The sequence below is a fragment of the Nocardia arseniciresistens genome (assembly GCF_046764875.1).
GTDB lineage: Bacteria > Actinomycetota > Actinomycetes > Mycobacteriales > Mycobacteriaceae > Nocardia > Nocardia arseniciresistens.
Window position 1 is genome coordinate 32,566 of sequence record NZ_JBKORD010000021.1, and the last position, 12,885, is coordinate 45,450.

General features: G+C 65.1%; 14 protein-coding genes. 8 read left to right on the plus strand and 6 right to left on the minus strand.

The window, feature by feature from the left end:
• The first annotated feature begins 24 nt into the window (after positions 1 to 24).
• Positions 25 to 1,002, plus strand: a complete 978-nt coding sequence (locus ACLMAJ_RS32180) for a pirin family protein (protein ID WP_412017642.1) — start codon at positions 25 to 27, stop codon at positions 1,000 to 1,002.
• Positions 1,003 to 1,127: 125 nt separating this feature from the next.
• The gene (locus ACLMAJ_RS32185) at positions 1,128 to 1,421 is read left to right on the plus strand and encodes an excalibur calcium-binding domain-containing protein (protein WP_412017643.1); all 294 of its coding nucleotides are present in this window, start codon (positions 1,128 to 1,130) and stop codon (positions 1,419 to 1,421) included.
• 59 nt (positions 1,422 to 1,480) lie between these two features.
• Here the strand turns inward: ACLMAJ_RS32185 and ACLMAJ_RS32190 are convergent, their stop codons facing one another.
• A complete protein-coding gene (locus ACLMAJ_RS32190) occupies positions 1,481 to 1,702 on the minus strand; it encodes a DUF3618 domain-containing protein (protein WP_412017644.1) in 222 nt (73 codons plus the stop codon).
• 78 nt (positions 1,703 to 1,780) lie between these two features.
• Here ACLMAJ_RS32190 and bcp point away from each other — a divergent pair, with 78 nt between their 5' ends.
• Complete coding sequence (bcp, locus tag ACLMAJ_RS32195; protein WP_412017645.1) at positions 1,781 to 2,254, plus strand: thioredoxin-dependent thiol peroxidase; 474 nt, start codon at positions 1,781 to 1,783, stop codon at positions 2,252 to 2,254.
• A gap of 7 nt (positions 2,255 to 2,261) precedes the next feature.
• Here bcp and ACLMAJ_RS32200 read toward each other — a convergent pair whose 3' ends face one another.
• Positions 2,262 to 3,002 (minus strand): TetR/AcrR family transcriptional regulator, encoded by a 741-nt coding sequence (locus ACLMAJ_RS32200; protein ID WP_412017646.1) that lies wholly within the window; start codon positions 3,000 to 3,002, stop codon positions 2,262 to 2,264.
• Between the two features lie 101 nt (positions 3,003 to 3,103).
• Here ACLMAJ_RS32200 and ACLMAJ_RS32205 point away from each other — a divergent pair, with 101 nt between their 5' ends.
• Both ACLMAJ_RS32205 and ACLMAJ_RS32210 read left to right on the plus strand, forming a co-directional pair.
• A complete protein-coding gene (locus ACLMAJ_RS32205; RefSeq protein ID WP_412017647.1) occupies positions 3,104 to 4,060 on the plus strand; it encodes an ATP-binding cassette domain-containing protein in 957 nt (318 codons plus the stop codon).
• A gap of 44 nt (positions 4,061 to 4,104) precedes the next feature.
• A complete protein-coding gene (locus tag ACLMAJ_RS32210) occupies positions 4,105 to 4,836 on the plus strand; it encodes an ABC transporter permease (protein ID WP_412017731.1) in 732 nt (243 codons plus the stop codon).
• Positions 4,837 to 4,914: 78 nt separating this feature from the next.
• Here the strand turns inward: ACLMAJ_RS32210 and ACLMAJ_RS32215 are convergent, their stop codons facing one another.
• The gene (locus tag ACLMAJ_RS32215) at positions 4,915 to 6,201 is read right to left on the minus strand and encodes a hypothetical protein (RefSeq protein WP_412017648.1); all 1,287 of its coding nucleotides are present in this window, start codon (positions 6,199 to 6,201) and stop codon (positions 4,915 to 4,917) included.
• A gap of 278 nt (positions 6,202 to 6,479) precedes the next feature.
• Here ACLMAJ_RS32215 and ACLMAJ_RS32220 point away from each other — a divergent pair, with 278 nt between their 5' ends.
• A complete protein-coding gene (locus tag ACLMAJ_RS32220; protein WP_378684098.1) occupies positions 6,480 to 7,100 on the plus strand; it encodes a TetR/AcrR family transcriptional regulator in 621 nt (206 codons plus the stop codon).
• A gap of 266 nt (positions 7,101 to 7,366) precedes the next feature.
• Entirely contained in the window at positions 7,367 to 9,010 is a 1,644-nt protein-coding gene (menD, locus tag ACLMAJ_RS32225) for a 2-succinyl-5-enolpyruvyl-6-hydroxy-3-cyclohexene-1-carboxylic-acid synthase (protein ID WP_412017649.1), read from the plus strand.
• Positions 9,011 to 9,073: 63 nt separating this feature from the next.
• Here the strand turns inward: menD and ACLMAJ_RS32230 are convergent, their stop codons facing one another.
• Positions 9,074 to 10,354 carry a phthiocerol/phthiodiolone dimycocerosyl transferase family protein gene (locus ACLMAJ_RS32230; RefSeq protein ID WP_412017650.1) on the minus strand — a complete coding sequence of 427 codons (1,281 nt, stop codon included), beginning with the start codon at positions 10,352 to 10,354 and terminating at the stop codon, positions 9,074 to 9,076.
• Positions 10,355 to 10,436: 82 nt separating this feature from the next.
• Here ACLMAJ_RS32230 and ACLMAJ_RS32235 point away from each other — a divergent pair, with 82 nt between their 5' ends.
• Positions 10,437 to 10,688, plus strand: coding sequence for an acyl carrier protein (locus ACLMAJ_RS32235; RefSeq protein WP_412017651.1), 252 nt, complete (start codon positions 10,437 to 10,439; stop codon positions 10,686 to 10,688).
• Here the strand turns inward: ACLMAJ_RS32235 and ACLMAJ_RS32240 are convergent.
• Together ACLMAJ_RS32240 and acpS are read right to left on the minus strand one after the other, a co-directional pair.
• Positions 10,685 to 12,145 (minus strand): class I adenylate-forming enzyme family protein, encoded by a 1,461-nt coding sequence (locus ACLMAJ_RS32240; RefSeq protein WP_412017652.1) that lies wholly within the window; start codon positions 12,143 to 12,145, stop codon positions 10,685 to 10,687. The genes ACLMAJ_RS32235 and ACLMAJ_RS32240 overlap by 4 nt on opposite strands.
• 296 nt (positions 12,146 to 12,441) lie before the next feature.
• Positions 12,442 to 12,879: a holo-ACP synthase AcpS gene (gene acpS / locus ACLMAJ_RS32245; protein ID WP_412017653.1), complete on the minus strand. Its 438-nt coding sequence runs from the start codon at positions 12,877 to 12,879 to the stop codon at positions 12,442 to 12,444.
• Positions 12,880 to 12,885 lie beyond the last annotated feature (6 nt).

Genomic DNA, 12,885 nt, shown 5'->3' on the forward strand with positions numbered 1-12,885 from the left:
CACCAAACTCTTCAGGAGGTGCCCGTGCCCGCCATCACCGTCCCCGACATCATGGTTCTGCCCCGTTTGCCCAGGCCCACCGAACCGACCCGCGAGCGTTCCGTACGCAGCATCAGCACCGCCGACAAACAACGCGAGGGCGCGGGGTTCGAAGTGCGCCGACCGTTCCCCAGCACAGACCTGCGCTCGGCCGACCCGTTCATCCTGCTCGACCAGATGGGGCCGGTGGCCTACGAGCCGCACGAGGCCAAGGGCGCGCCCTGGCATCCGCACCGCGGCTTCGAGACCGTGACCTACATGCTCGACGGCACGATGGTGCACCACGACTCCAACGGCGGGGGCGGCGTCATCAGCGAGGGTGACACCCAGTGGATGACAGCGGGCTCCGGCATCCTGCACGATGAGGTGCCGCCGGAAGAGCTGGTCATATCGGGCGGCTGGTTCCACGGCATCCAGCTGTGGGTGAATCTGCCACATGTACTGAAGATGGCCGCGCCGCGCTATCAGGATTTGCGTGGGTCCGAGCTGACGCTGGTGAGCTCGCATGACGGTAGCGCGCTGGTACGCCTGATCGCCGGGGATATCGGCGGATTCGCGGGCCCCGGCTCCACCTACACCCCCATCGCCTACGCGCACGCCTCCATCAGCCCCGGCGGACAGCTGGAAACACCATGGCCGCAACGGTTTACGGCGATGGCGTATGTCCTGTCCGGCAGCGGCACCGTCGGCGCCGAACATCGGCCCGTGCACGAGGGGCAACTCGCGGTATTCGGTCGAGGCGACTCGATCACGGTGTCGGCCGATGCGCGACAACACAACCCGACCGGCGAACTCGAAGTGCTGCTGCTCGGCGGGCAACCCATCAATGAACCTGTGGTGCAGTACGGTCCGTTCGTCATGAATACCCGTGCCGAAATCATCCGAGCGGTGGAGGATTTCCAAGCCGGACGAATGGGAAATATCCCGGCCGAACACGTTGCGGGCAAGCACCTCGGCGAGTAATCGCGCGGTTGCGTGCGCAACCTTCGCAGGCGGCCCGGTTGACAACTGACCGGGTCGTCACAACAGTGGATGCGGCGCTCCCCCCTGTGGCGCCAATCCACCGCAGCTCACACATAGAGGAATACATGAACGTTCGCCGGCTCATCGTCAGCGCTGCCGTTGCGGGTCTGACCCTACTCGCGGCCCCCGCCGCCCTGGCCGCTCCCACCGGTTCCGCAGGAACGGGATCTTCCGCCATCGATACCGGCTCGGCCGCGACCGGCTCGGCAGGTATGTCGCAAACCGGGTCCGCGGGTGGCGCCTTCGCCAACTGCGACGCGGCCCGCGAGGCCGGTCGGGCGCCGATCTTCCGTGGCGAACCGGGTTACGGGCCGCACCTGGATCCCGACGGTGACGGATTCGCCTGCCCGACAGTCTGATCGGCCCGAAAACAAAACACCCGGTGTGGCAGTGCCACACCGGGTGTTTTGTTTTTCCGTCAGCGGAAGATCTTGAACAGCACCAGCCCGACGACGACAGCGCCCGCACCGATGAGGCTGTACTTCACCTTCGGCTTGTTCAGCTTCGCAAGCACCATGTGCTTGGTGTCGTCGGCGATCCGCTGCGGATCCGCCCGCACGGCAAGTTCGTCGAGCGTGCTCGCGAGCCGTGTCCGCGCGGCCTCGATGTCCTGCTCGATCCGCTCGGTATCCCTAGCCACGTATCTCCTCCTGTGTCTGATTGCCACGAGTGTAATGGGACGCAGCCGCTGTCGGGGCGTTCGGTTACGGTGCAAGACGTGACCGACAACCAACGACTCTCCCCCGGTGATCCCGCCCCCGATTTCACCCTCCCCGATGCCGACGGCAAAGATGTGTCGCTGTCGGACTACCGCGGCCGCAAAGTGATCGTGTACTTCTACCCCGCCGCGAGCACGCCCGGCTGCACCAAACAGGCCTGCGATTTCCGCGACAGCCTCGCCGAGCTCGAAGGTTCGGGCATCGAGGTCGTCGGCATATCGCCGGACAAGCCCGCGAAGCTGGCCAAGTTCCGCGACGCCGAGCAGCTCACCTTCCCACTACTGTCGGATCCCGACCGCACCGTGCTCATCGCATGGGGCGCGTTCGGCGAGAAGATGATGTACGGCAAGACGGTGACCGGCGTCATCCGCTCTACCTTCCTGGTGGACGAGGCCGGTGAGATCGAGGTCGCGCAGTACAACGTCCGCGCCACCGGCCACGTCGCCAAGCTGCGCCGCGACCTGTCGGTGTAGCGGGAACCTACCGCTCGAACGAGCGAACGAACTGCTCGTATCCATCCAGCATCCGATCGAGGCCGAAGCTCAAAACCGCCTCCTCCGAATCCATCTCCACATCGTCGAAGGCCTGCTCGGAGAACGCGCGGGTCAGCGCCGGATACCGCTGCGGGTCGAGTACCCGGCTCAACATGGCCGGGTAGTCGTCGTCGGTGGCGCCAGCAGCTACCTCCTTGGCCACCCGCATCCGGCCGATCACATACAGCGAAACGTTCAGCACGAGCTGCAACTTCACCGATTCCGGTATGGATGTTCCTGCGAATGTCGACAGCCCGATCTCTAGCCATGCCATATTGTTCGGCCCCATCGGAGGGGCGGCGATGGGGAGCTCCAGCCACCACGGATGCCGCCCGACCGCGTGGCACACCGCCCACGCCCAGGCCTCGATTCCGGTCCGCCAGTTCCCGTCGAACGGCAGTTCCGGCGGCGGTCCTATCACCCGATCCGACACGAGGTCGATCAGTGTGTCCTTGCTGTCCACGTACCGGTAGAGCGACATCGTGGTGAAGCCGAGATGCTTGGCGACCCGACTCATCGATAGCGCGGCAGACCCCTCCGCGTCGGCCACTTCGATCGCCGCGTCGACCACCTGATCGAGACTCAGACCACGCTTGGGTCCGCGCGTCCCCGCTTCGTCCAAGCCCCACATCAGTGCGAAGGACTTGGGTGTCGCGCCGAGACCATCATCGGCTTCGGGCGTTTCCATCCGTGTCGACCTTTCTTCGTGCCGCCTCTTCCCTCCGGCCAAAAACTGTGTACCCTCTAAACAAAGTTTAGCTCATACACAGTTTCGACACGAGGAACCCCATGACAGTCCCACCCACCCCCGCCGTCAGCATCAGCGGGTTGCGGAAAACCTTCGGCGAACACACCGTGCTGGCCGGGATAGACCTGGAAGTCGCTGCGGGAACAGTCTTTTCACTGCTCGGACCGAATGGCGCGGGCAAGACCACCATGGTCCGCATCCTGGCAACCCTGAGCCGTGCCGACAGCGGCGAGATCCGGGTCGCCGGGCACGACCTCGCGCACGAACCCGACGCCGTGCGCCGACTCATCGGCGTCACCGGCCAGTACTCAGCGGTCGATGACGTGCTGACCGGTGCCGAGAATCTGCGACTGATGGGTCGGTTGCTGCACCTGGGCAAGTCCGAGATCGCACGCCGAACCACCCGCCTGCTCGAACAATTCGAGCTCACCGCTGCCGCACACCGCCGCATCGCGACCTACTCCGGCGGCATGCGCCGACGGCTCGACCTTGCCATGAGCCTTATGGGTGAGCCGCGCATCATCTTTCTCGACGAACCGACCACCGGCCTCGACCCGCACAGCCGCCGCGAAATGTGGCAGGTGATCCGCAACCTCGTCGCCGACGGCGTGACCATCTTCCTCACCACCCAATATCTGGAGGAGGCCGATCAGCTCGCCGACCGAATCGCGGTGTTGCACAACGGAAAAATCGTCGCGGCGGGCACACCGGGCGAGATGAAACAGCTCGCCCCCGGTGGCCACATCAAGCTGCGATTCGCCGACCGGCACGGCCTCGCCGCAGCGGCTCGTGCGGTACCCGGCGGAGAGATCGACACCGATCAGCTGACACTCCAGGTCCCGTCGGACGGCAGTGTCGGCACTCTCAAACAGCTGCTCGATCAGTTCGACGATCAGGCGATCGGCATCGACGAGCTCGCCATTCACACTCCTGACCTCGATGACGTCTTCTTCGCGCTCACCGGGCACCCCACCATCGAGAAAGCGGCACTGCTGTGACCATCACGACCACACTGACCGGCGCGGCGCAGGATTCCGCGACGATGTTCGGCCGCAACCTGCGCCACACCCTGCGCAGCCCGGACACGATGATCATGACCATCGCGCTGCCGATCATGATCCTGCTGATGTTCGTGTACGTATTCGGCGGCGCGATGAACGTCGGCGGCGGTGCGTATATCGACTACATCGTGCCGGGGATCATCCTGCTGTGCGCCGGATTCGGTTCGGCGGGAACGGCGGTGAGCCTGTCCACCGATATGACCAACGGTATTATCGACCGGTTCCGCACCATGGCCATCGCCCGATCATCGGTGCTGACCGGTCACGTCGTGGAAAGTCTGCTGCGCAATCTGATCACCACGACCATCGTGATCCTGGTCGCGGTCGCGATCGGCTTCCGGCCGACCACCGATCCGCTGCGCTGGCTGGCCGCCTACGGCATCATCGCGATGTTCGTGCTCGCGCTGTCCTGGCTCGCGGCCGCGCTCGGGCTGCTCGCGAAGAATCCGGAGGCGGCCAACGGCTTCACCTTCGCTTTCATGTTCCTGCCGTATGTGAGCAGCGCGTTTGTGCCGCCGCAGTCCATGCCGAGCTGGCTGCACCGGTTCGCCGAGAACCAGCCGGTGACTCCGGTGACCGAAACCATGCGCGGGTTGCTGATGGACACCCCGATCGGCGACAGCGCGCTACTTGCCGTGCTGTGGTGCGCGGGCATCGCGCTCGCCGGGTTCGTCGCGGCAGGCGTGCTGTTCCGGCGCCGGACCGCGGACTGAAAGCTCGTCATCCCGACAAGGAAAAGGTCCGGCGCTTTGCAGCGCCGGACCTTTTCCTTATCGGTGGGTCTTGCCCTCCTACACGGGGAGCAACTGCTGTGACGCCCACTGCATCATCATGCGGAAGTGGTTGTCCCACCAGTGATATGACTCGGGAGTGAACGCCGCGGGCGGCGCGCCTTCACCGGGGAAGAGCAACGTCCCGTTAGGGGCGCCGACCTTCGTGGAGGCCGGAATACCCGTCCCTGGCAACACCTGCACCGCCGACTCGGTCCCGTGCACAGGTTCGTGCTGCACGAGCGACAGCGGGCGATCCTGCGCACCGCTGCCCCACCGCTGCGCCGAGAACTGCGGCACGTCCATCACGACCATCGTCGGCTGCGGGCCGAGTTCGGCCCGCCTCGGTCCACGGCCTGCGGCCGCCGTGTCACCCAACCTATACGTGCCGGGATCGACCGACGGGCCCGAGTTCGAGCCGCCCACCGATCCCGACCCGGCACCGACCACACGCGCATCCGCGGCAACCCGCGCATCCGCGACCACAGCCGAACGCGAGGTGCCGCCCGCAACATAGAGGCCGCCGACGACCAGTCCACCCGCCAGCACACTGGCCGCCGCGAATAGAGCAGTGGTGCCACGACCAGTGTGTGCCCGCACCTCCACCGTCTCGACGACCCCGTCGACATCGGCCATGGCCGAGAGTGCCGCGCCCACCGCGGACGCGGAGGCCGCGATCTTGCACGGAATCACGGGCGCACCGAATCCGTCCGCCGCGGCGAGGACCGCGGCAGCGCCTGTGCCCGAACCGATCAGTACCACCGCGTCGGGGTGCACCTCGGCTGCTTCGAATTGATCCCAGGCCGCTGTGACGGCCGTACCCATCGCCTCAGCGGTCGCCGCGCTACCGGTCTGACTGTTCGCCGCGAGGACCCTGGTGCGCCTGCGGTCGACCAGCGTGAACGCTTGGTGGCCGGGGACCACGTCGCAGATCAGCAGATTGTCGAATTCGTTCAGCCATGTCATGACACCGGCGACATTCAGATGTGCGGCCTTCGCCGACACCAACGAGGCCATGTGCCACTGTCCGGACGCCAGCCTGGTGACGATGGCGCGGCGTTCGGCGGCGTCGCGGTAGGTGACCGCGGCACCGCCGATCTCCTGTTCGGGGCCGAGCTCGGTGGCGAGGACTTCCAACGCCATCTCGACGGCCCCTGCCAATTCCGCCTTGCTATCGCCCTCGGTCTTCACCACCCGATGAATCAGCACTCGCTCGGGTAGCTTCTCGCCACTATCGACGAGGGCTACCGCGTGCACGGCACCGCGTTCGGTGGAAACGCCTAGAGTCACCACGGATCGAGCTACCACAGATCACGCCTTCCCATAGTCGGTTCATCCCCACATGTGCGGAGTACACGCTGCGCGCCAATTCGGGTAGTGATGCACGCAGGCCCGCTTATGTGTTCGCAGCCACATTCGGCTTTGGATGGGTCATGAAATGTGACAGTCATGAACACCTAGACCGCGTGCGCGTGTCGCAGGTGTGTCCTTACCGCTAGCCTGGATGCGTGGATGTACGCACGGAGGCCAGAGCTAAGCGACGTCTGGACCCTGCGTTGGACCTGCAGGACGACCCACAGGAGCTCATGCCGCGGCGTCGACCGACGCAGGAACGCAGCAAACGGAAGTTCGACGCGCTGTTGCAAGCATCTCGTGAACTACTGGTCGAGGTCGGGTTCGAATCGTTTACCTGTGAAGAGGTCGCGGCACGGGCCGAGGTGCCGATCGGCACGCTGTATCAGTTCTTCGCCAATAAATACGTCATCGTCTGCGAGCTGAATCGCCAAGACCTCGTTGCCGTTTCCCAGGAATTGGCCGATTTCCACGGCGAGATCCCGTCCCTGGACTGGTTGCGGCACATGAACCAGTTCGTCGACCATATGGCCAACCTGTGGATGACCGACCCGTCACGGCGCGAGGTCTGGCTCGCCATGCAGTCGACGCCGTCGACGCGGGCCACCGGTGCGATTCACGAAAAAGAATTCGCCGAAGTAATCTCGCGAATGCTGCGGCCACTGACTCCGCGCACCCCGCGGGCGCGGCGCTCCATGATGGCCGAGGTGCTCGTGCACGTCGTGTACTCGATGCTGAACTTCTCCGTCCAGGACGAGCAGAGCCACGCCGATGCCGTCTCCGAGCTCAAGCGACTGATGGTCGCCTACCTGCTCGTCGCCGAAAAAGAATCCCGCTCCGCCAGCGAGCGCTAGTCCGCCTCCCCGAGAATCGGCGGACAAGTAATGGCCGTGAGATCGAGCGTTGCGGCCGGCGGCCGAGTCGTCAGCTGAGTTAGTGCGTACCCGGCGAGTCACCCATCTGCCGACCAAATGAAGGGCGGCCCCACCTCGAGTTCGGATGGACGGCGTGCTGGCATACAGCGTTTTTCGCGGCGACACATCGGAGGTGAATCGCGATCGCTGCGCCTTGTTGGAAACAGAGGGTGACGTGGACGCCGACTGTCTGAGAGGCTGGAGTGGTGAATCCGTCCACAGTGCAGGCGCACGTGGTCGTCGACGAACTCGGGCGTGGGGGTGTCCGGGACGTTGTGCTGTGTCCCGGCTCACGGAACGCGCCGCTGGCCTTCGCTCTGCAGGAGGCGGATGCTGCGGGCCGACTGCGGCTGCACATGCGCATCGACGAACGGGCCGCGGGCTTCCTCGCGGTTGGGCTGGCGGTAGCCAGTCAGCTACCGGTACCGGTAGTGATGACCTCGGGAACCGCGGTGGCCAACCTCGGTCCTGCGGTGCTGGAGGCCAACTACGCGCGGGTGCCGCTGGTGGTGCTCAGTGCCAATCGGCCCTACGAGATGCTCGGCTCCGGCGCCAATCAGACCGTGGAGCAGTTCGGTCTGTTCGGCAGTCAGGTCCGCACCACCATCAGCCTCGGCCTGGCCGAGGAAGAATCCGCGTCCGCCGACTGTGCGTCGTACGGGCACCAGAACAGCCTATGGCGCTCGGCGGTCTGCCGGGTGCTCGCCGCGGCACGCGGCACTCGCTCCGGCAACGCGGGCCCGGTGCACTTCGATATCCCGCTGCGCGAGCCGTTGGTGCCCGACCTCGCCCCCGGCGAGTGTGCGCCCGAGGGACGCGAGGGCGGACGGGCCTGGACGCACACCCAGTACGCAACGCTGGATGTGCCGCTCGGCATCGACCTGACCCCCGACACGATCGTTGTTTCCGGCCACGGTGCCAGGCTGCGGCCGGAACTGTCCGAGCTGCCGACCGTCGCCGAACCCACGGCCCCCATGCATGGCCCCGCGCTGCACCCGCTGGCCCTGCCGCTGCTGCGGCCGAGCCAGGCCATCGTCACCGGCCGTCCGACCCTGCACCGTCCGGTGGCCAAGGTGCTGGCCGATCCGAACGTCACCGTCTACGCGGTCACCACCGGGCCGCGCTGGCCCGATGTCTCCGGCAATGTGGTCGGCACCGGCACTCGGGCGATTGTCACCGGCGCATCGCGCCCGGAGTGGCTGGCGCAGTGCCGTGAGCTCGACGCGATGGCAACCGAGGTGATCCGGGCCGAACTCGCCGTGCATTCGAAGCCGACCGGCCTGCATGTGGCGGCGGTGGTGATGGACTCGCTGCGCGAGGGTGACCAGCTGCTGCTCGGCGCATCCAATCCGGTGCGCGACGCGGCTCTGGTGTCGTACCCGCGGCCGGGTATCACGGTGCTGTCCAACCGCGGTGTCGCGGGCATCGACGGCACCGTGTCCGCGGCTGTCGGCGCGGCGCTACAGCACGACGGCCGCACCGTCGCGCTGCTGGGTGATCTGACCTTCCTGCACGACGCGTCCGGCCTGCTGATCGGGCCCGGCGAACCCCACCCGGCCGATCTGACCATCGTGGTCGCCAATGACGACGGCGGCGGCATCTTCGAGCTTCTGGAACAGGGTGACCCACAGTATGCCGGAGTATTCGAGCGGGTATTCGGCACCCCGCACGGCATGGATCTGGCCGCGCTGTGCGCCGCCTACCGCATTCCGCACAGCCAGGTCGATCCGGAGCAGCTGGCCGTCGAGTTGGCCGGGCACGCACACGGCACGCGGGTGCTCGAGGTGCTCACCGAGCGGTCGCGCCTGCGCGAGCTGCACGCGGCGGTACGCGCCAAGATCGCGCCCTGATTCGAGCTACCTCGCCCATACCTCGTCCACGACGCGGGGCGTGCTGCGATCGGCGCGGCGTTCTTATCGGGCACTTTCGAGCCGGGCCAACGCGTTGTCGGTGAGCCAGCAGACCTCCTCCTCGCTCATCGCAATCGCCGCGTACCCGACGCTGAGGTCGAGGCCACCAAGCCGCTCGTTGGCGATCACAAACAGTGACGGGCCGAACATGTCGAGCGAAACGGCCCTGGTGACGTCCTCGAGCGTGTAGGCGCCGTAGCTGGTTTGAAGGCCGGACTCGCCTGCCGTGGTAACAGCAAGTCCGTCGATGCGCCCGTTGTTCTGGATCGTTGGGCCGGCTTCGTGCCGATACACTTTCCATCCGGGAAGCTTCATGATCGAGGCGGACTCCTGGTCGTTGGCCAGCGCGGCGATCAGCTTGAACGAGGCGTCACGGGCGGTTGCCCAGAAGTCGTCGGTTATCGGGTGCTTGGTGCGCAGGATGTCGATGTAGCAACCGTAGATCCCGTGCGGCAGCGCCGGTTTACTGAGGCGACGGAGGTCGACCGTGGTCAACACGGTCATGGTGTCGAGCCTGTATCGCTCGCGTATGGCAAGCAGGAAGGCTGCCGTTACCGCACCGTGAAGCGTCGTTCTGTTGGCTTTGATGGCATCCTTTAGTGTCGCCGTTATGACGGGCCCGAGGTGACGCGCCAGTACTCGCGTTTCTTTTTTCGGATCGGGTACCGCCTGCTTGGGTAGCCGGATGGCTGGCGTATAGGTGGTCTTCTTGCCACTGCCAGACTTGTTGGGCAGGCCGGCCTCGATCGGCGGGGGCAGGGCAGTATGGAGCGGGGGTTTCAGTTGCGCCATGGCTGGATCGGCGAGGAATTCGAGAAGCTGGCGAGCGAGCATGTTGGCGGCCTGGGCGTCGAGGATCGCGTGATCGGCGCAGATGACAATATGGTTGGCGTCGGCGTCGGGCGACTGCCGCACTAGCGTTATCCGCAGGCGCGGATGGTTGCCCTTCGGGATCGGCGTGCAGATGTCGGAGGCAAATACCCTGCGCCAAGCGTCTGGGTCGATGTCGTCGAGCATTTTCAACGGGATCTCCGTTGTTCCCTCGGTGTCGAACCAGGGCTGGCGATAGGCGAAGGGCGGCAGGCGTCCCCAGGCAATCTTGCCGCGGCGGATATGAGCGCGAAGGATGGGGTGCTGGGTCTGCAGCCAGGCGAGCGCGCGCTTCACCAGCGCCGGATCGAGGCGGCCGCGCACGTGCAGCACCTGCATGGCGATCAGCGCGCCATGGGTATGCATATGGTTGAGCAGTCGCTCCTGTTCGCCCAGCGGGCGCGTGTCACCCAAGCCGTCCTCCCATGTTTTCGAGCACCATTTCAGGTCGCGATGAAATCGGCTAATATGCTCGCTGGATAAGGGATCTCGAGTAATGAACGATATCGAACGACCGATAATCGAGTACATCTCCGGCATGGTGGCTGAAACCGGCGGAGCGCCGGTCGATCGCGAGACTCCTTTGCTCGAATCCGGCGTGCTGGACTCGATCAATCTGGTGAGACTGGTGCGGTTTATCGAGGAGCGATTCAAGATCAGCATCCCTGATACGGAGTTACGGGAGGACCTGTTCGAATCGCCTGCGAACGTAGCAGCCTACGTTTCGCAGCGAGCGGCTCGAGCCTAAAGCTCGCGCAGCCGGCCGCGGAGCAGCTTGCCGGCCGAGCTGCGCGGCAGTGCGTCGATGAACGCGATCTCGGCCGGGACTTTCTGGACCGAAAGCCTTTCACGGGCATAGCGGATCAACTCATCGGCCGAAACATCTGCCTCTTTGACGACAAACGCGATCAGCCGATTGTCGTTGCGCGGGTCTGGGCGACCCGCCACTGCGGCTTCGGCGACGACGGGCAAGGTCATGAGCGTCTCCTCTACCTCGATGGGGTCGATCTTGTAGCCGGATACCTCGATCAGCAGCTTGCTGCGGCCATGGATGAAGATGCGACCTTCTTCATCGAGCGAGGCAAGATCGCCGGTCCTGAACCAGCCCTCATCGAAGGCCTGAGCATTGGCCACGGCATCGCCGAGATAGCCCCGCATGAGCGAGGATGACTTTACTTCCATTTCGCCGACGGATGGGCCGAATTCGGTGTCGAACGGAACGATGCGGACCCTCGCGTCGCCCGCCGGCTTGCCCACCGAGGCCCAGCTTGCGTCGGGATCGGCGGAGTTATTATGCGAGACCATGCTCGCCTCGGTCGAGCCGTAAGCCTGACGGAGTGTGACACCAAGGCGCTCGCGCACCGCTTCGAAGATCGGCCGCTTCAGTGCGACGCCGCCCGAGAAGGCCAGGCGCAGCCTCAGATCGAAACTGCCGGTCTGACCGGCGACGATTTCGTACATTGCCGGAACGGCACCCATGACGGTGACGCGCTCGCGGACCATGGTGTCGAGCAGCTTCTTACGCGATAGCGCCAGCGGCAGCGGATCGCTCCAGTAGAGCGTCGTTGCACCACGGGCGACGGCTTCCGTAGCGCCCAATATGAAGCCCAACGAGAAGTTGCCCGGCAGAATGTCGAGAACGATATCGTCGGGCTGAAGGTCCCAGGCCGTGCTGCTTCGTTCACCATCAGCGATGAGCTCGGCATGGGTGTGCGGCACCACCTTGGGCAAACCGGTCGAGCCGGACGAGAAGAGGTAGAGCGCCGTTGTATCGCCTGGCAGTTTCGGCAGCCGGGCGCTTGCACTTCCTTCGGGCAGGGTACTTGTCTGGAACAAGGGAATGCCCGGGGCCGCATCCGCGATCAGCATCTCGGCAGCAGCGACAAGGCCGGGAGTTGAGATGACGGCATCGAGACCGGTCTTTTGCGCGAACGTGGCAAGTTCGGATCGCGTGGCCGTCACGCCCAGCGGCATCGCGATGGCGCCGATGGCGAAGAGCGCGTGGGAAGTTACGAATAGATCGGGTGAATTTGGAATCAATAGGGCAACGGTATCGCCGCTCTCGATGCCACGTTCAATAAAGCCGGCGGCGAGTCGGCCGATCCGCTCGACCAATGCGGCGTACGGCGTAAATGCTTCACCCTGCCGCAATCCGCTGGTGAGCGGTGCCTGCGCTGTCAGCGCGAGCAGATTGTCGTAGATCATCTCTACTCCGCGGGGTCCGCCCCCTCTGCCCGTAAGGATAGGAGTGGGATGCGGCATCTACAAGGCGGCAGCGATCACGCCTGGCGGAGAACGCCGGTATCGAACGTCAAAGCTTCTGTCAGTTTCAAAACGTACGACGGATTGACAGCTGGCGACATCGACGGGGCCGTGGCGACGGCAGTGCCGCCACCACGCGATGACCACGGCCGGATCACCTTGGCCGTCGATGTCAGTAACTATGCGCCCCGACGCTCCGACCAGCGACGACGGCTGCTTCCGTCATGGGTGCAGGTAGATCAGGCGTTCGCTTCGCGGCCCTCTCCGACGTCGGCGAGTTCGCCGGGATCTTCCAGGACCACCATGGCCGCTGCGGTGTCGCCGTCGTGGGTCAGTGACAGGTGCACCTTCACCCGAGGCAGGAATTCGGCGGCGAGGCCGTGCAGCTTGATGCTCGGCCTGCCCCACGCGTCGTTGACCACCTCGATCAGTGGGTACGGATTGTCCCCGATCTGCGGGCGGCGGGCGAACCGAGACGATGCCCAAGCCTTGAGCACCGCCTCCTTCGCCGCCCACCGTGCCGCGTAACTGCGAGTGGGGTCGGTGCCCTTGCTCTCGCAGTAGCGTCGCTCACCCGCGGTAAAACTTTCCCGGACCATGGTGGTTCCGGACCTTTGCAGCTGTTCGGAGAACTCGGAGATAGTTACCAAGTCCAGGCCGATACCGAGAATCGTCACAGGTTC

Bases quoted from the DNA above. Each gene is read 5' to 3' on its own strand.
- ACLMAJ_RS32235 (WP_412017651.1), top strand. From the start codon at position 10,437: ATGAACGATATCGAACGACCGATAATCGAGTACATCTCCGGCATGGTG.
- ACLMAJ_RS32185 (WP_412017643.1), top strand. From the start codon at position 1,128: ATGAACGTTCGCCGGCTCATCGTCAGCGCTGCCGTTGCGGGTCTGACC.
- ACLMAJ_RS32220 (WP_378684098.1), top strand. From the start codon at position 6,480: ATGCCGCGGCGTCGACCGACGCAGGAACGCAGCAAACGGAAGTTCGAC.
- ACLMAJ_RS32240 (WP_412017652.1), bottom strand. From the start codon at position 12,145: ATGATCTACGACAATCTGCTCGCGCTGACAGCGCAGGCACCGCTCACC.
- ACLMAJ_RS32200 (WP_412017646.1), bottom strand. From the start codon at position 3,002: ATGGAAACGCCCGAAGCCGATGATGGTCTCGGCGCGACACCCAAGTCC.
- ACLMAJ_RS32210 (WP_412017731.1), top strand. From the start codon at position 4,105: ATGTTCGGCCGCAACCTGCGCCACACCCTGCGCAGCCCGGACACGATG.
- ACLMAJ_RS32205 (WP_412017647.1), top strand. From the start codon at position 3,104: ATGACAGTCCCACCCACCCCCGCCGTCAGCATCAGCGGGTTGCGGAAA.